This is a genomic window from Immundisolibacter sp. (genome assembly GCF_028696615.1).
GTDB lineage: Bacteria > Pseudomonadota > Gammaproteobacteria > Immundisolibacterales > Immundisolibacteraceae > Immundisolibacter.
This window is the reverse complement of record NZ_JAQVGQ010000307.1, coordinates 1-2712: the sequence shown is the minus strand read 5'-3', so window position 1 is coordinate 2712 and position 2712 is coordinate 1. Positions and strand designations below refer to the sequence as shown.

General features: G+C 73.7%; 3 protein-coding genes. 1 reads left to right on the top strand and 2 read right to left on the bottom strand.

Translation table 11 applies throughout. The annotated features are described in order from the left end of the window. Both PHC73_RS13650 and PHC73_RS13645 read right to left on the bottom strand, forming a co-directional pair. A partial coding sequence (locus PHC73_RS13650; protein WP_300129351.1) for a histidine kinase dimerization/phospho-acceptor domain-containing protein occupies positions 1–1152 on the bottom strand: 1152 nt, incomplete at its 3' end. Beyond that, positions 1139–1804, bottom strand: a complete 666-nt coding sequence (locus PHC73_RS13645) for a response regulator transcription factor (protein WP_300129349.1) — start codon at positions 1802–1804, stop codon at positions 1139–1141. The genes PHC73_RS13650 and PHC73_RS13645, both read right to left, overlap by 14 nt. A gap of 323 nt (positions 1805–2127) precedes the next feature. Between PHC73_RS13645 and PHC73_RS13640 the strand changes: the two genes are divergently transcribed. After that, positions 2128–2712 (top strand): CoA-binding protein (locus PHC73_RS13640; protein WP_300129347.1); only part of this gene is annotated, 585 nt, incomplete at its 3' end.

The following is a 2712-nucleotide window of genomic DNA, read 5'->3' as shown; positions in this document are numbered from 1 at the left end:
CGCCAGCAGCCGGTCGCCGGGCGGGGCGTGCTGCACGGCGTTGTCGAACAGGATGGCCAGCAGGCGTTCGAGCAGCGCCGCATCGGTCAGCACCCAGCAGGGTTCGGCCTGCAGCTGCCAGGCGAGGCCACGTGCCGCGGCTGCGGCGCGGCAGCGCTCGACCTGCGCCGTGAGCAGGTCGGCCAGGTCGAGCGGCTCCGGCTGCGGCTGCTCGATGCCGGCCTCGACGCGCGCCAGATAAAGCAGGCCGTCGACGATGCCGGCCATGTCGGCGAGCGCCGCCTCGAGCGGCGCCAAGTCAGCCACCGGGGCCTGGCGGCGCGCCAGCTCGGCCAGCAGGCGCGCCTCGGTCAGCGGCGTGCGCAGCTCGTGCGCCAGGCTGCGGGCGAAGCGCCGTTCGCGCTCGAGCGCCGCCAGCAGGCGCTCCAGACTCGCCGCCAGCTTGCCGGTGACCGGTGCCAGCTCGCTCGGCAGCTCGCCGGCGGCCGGCGGCCGCGCGCTGCCGTCCGGCGGCAGCTCGGCCACCGCGCGGCCGAAGGCATCCAGCGGCGCCAGCGCGCGGCGGATCGACCAGGCGCTGAGGATCAGCACCAGCAGCAGCGTGCCGGCGCTGCCCAGCAGCAGGATGCGGTGCACGCGCCGCTCGAGCGCGTCGAGTGTCTCGCGCTCCTCGGCCACCACCAGCAGCAGGGCGCCGCGCGGGTCGTCGGCCGGCAGCGGCAGCACGCGCGCCAGGGCGCGGCCGCGGTGACCGTCCGGCAGGCGCAGGTCGTAGTAATGGCCGTCCGCCGTGGCCTGCGCCGGGCGCTCGAGATCGCGCCCGCGGCTGGAGGCCGAGCGCGCCAGCACCGCGCCGTGGCCGTCCCAGACCTGGTAGAAGTCGGTGTGACCCTGCACACGGAACTGCGGCATCAGGGTTTCGATGGGCGGCCGCGGGCCGGTGCCCGGCGCGCCCAGATAGGTGGCCAGCGCCTGGGTGCGGGCGGCGAGGCTGGCGTCGAAGCGCCGGTACAGCTCGGCGTCGACCAGGTGATCGACCACCGCGAACAGGCCGCCCATGGCGAGCGCCACGGTCAGGCCCAGGCGCAGCGCCAGCGTGCCGCGCAGCGAGCGCCGCCAGCGCCCGGCGCGCAGGCGCTCAGGCCAGCGCATAGCCGAAACCGCGCCGGTTTTCGATGCGCCCGTCCCAGCCGGCGGCGGCGAGCTTGCCGCGCAGACCCGACAGCAGCACCTCGATCACCTTGTCCGAGGCGCGCGCGTCGGCGCCGTAGACCTGCTCGAACAGCACCGCCCGCGGCAGCACCCGGCCGCGACCGCGCAGCAGCGCTTCGAGCAGCGCGTACTCGCGCGGCGACAGCGCCAGCGGCCGGCCGGCGCAGCGGGCGATGCGCTGCACGGTGTCGAGTTCTAGGTTGCCGGCGGCCAGGTGCGGCGTGGTTTCGCCGTGGTAGCGGCGGGCCAGCGCGCGCAGGCGGGCGATCAGCTCGTCCAGCGCGAAGGGTTTCACCAAATAATCGTCGGCGCCGGCGTCCAGCGCCGCGATGCGGTCGGCGAGCTGGTCGCGCGCCGACAGCACCAGCACCCGGGTCGGCTGGTGCCCGCCGCGCAGGTGCGCCAGCACCGCCATGCCGTCCAGCCTGGGCAGGCCGAGGTCCAGCAGCAGCAGCGGGTAGTCGTAGGCGTCCAGAAAGGCCAGCGCGGTTTCGCCGTCGGCGGCGGCGTCGACCGTGAAGCCGGCGTCGGCGAGCGCGGCCTGCAACGCGTCGCGCAGACGCGGCGAGTCTTCCACCAGCAGCAGGCGCATGGTTCAGCCGGGCGGGCTGGGCGGAGCGCCGGGCGTGGCTGCCGGCGTGAGTGATCGACGGGTGGTCATGGCCGGCATTATCAGGCAGTTGAAAAAGGGCTTCCTGCCCTTTTTCAACTCGGCTCGTCGCGGCGCATGTCCGCAACCAGCCTCCCCCAAATCAAGCGCGTCAAGCGCTTGATTTGGGGGCAAGCCATCCCTGGCTTGCCTCGACAGGCCGTTGAAAAACCTTTTTCAACGGCCTGTCGAGGCGTCGCCGCTGACATGCGCCCGTGGCCGGTCCTACGCTAGCATCGCCGCCAGTCCTTGCCGTGGCCGAGCCGATGACCATTCGTAACCTCGACGCTCTGTTCAAGCCCAAGTCGGTGGCGTTGATCGGCGCCAGCACCCGGCCGCGTTCGGTCGGGGCAGTGCTGGCGCGCAATCTGTTCGGGGCCGGTTTCAGCGGGCCGGTGATGCCGGTCAACCCCAAGTACGTGGCGGTGGAGGGCGTGCTGGCCTACAAGGACGTCGCCAGCCTGCCGCTGGCGCCGGATTTGGCAGTGATCGCCACCCCGCCGCACACGGTGCCGCAGCTGATCGCCGAGCTCGGCGCCCGCGGCACCCGCGCCGCGGTGGTCATCACCGCCGGCTTCAAGGAGGGCGACAACGCCCACGGCGCGGCCCTGCAGCAGGCCATGCTGGAGGCCGCGCAGCCGCATCTGCTGCGCATCGTCGGCCCCAACTGCGTGGGCATCATGGTGCCCGGGCAGGGCTTGAACGCCAGCTTCGCGCACCTGGCGCCGCGGCGCGGCCGGCTGGCCTTCGTGGCGCAGTCGGGGGCGGTGATCACGTCGGTCATCGACTGGGCACTGCCGCGCGGGGTGGGCTTCTCGCACCTGGTGTCGCTGGGCGACATGGCCGACGTC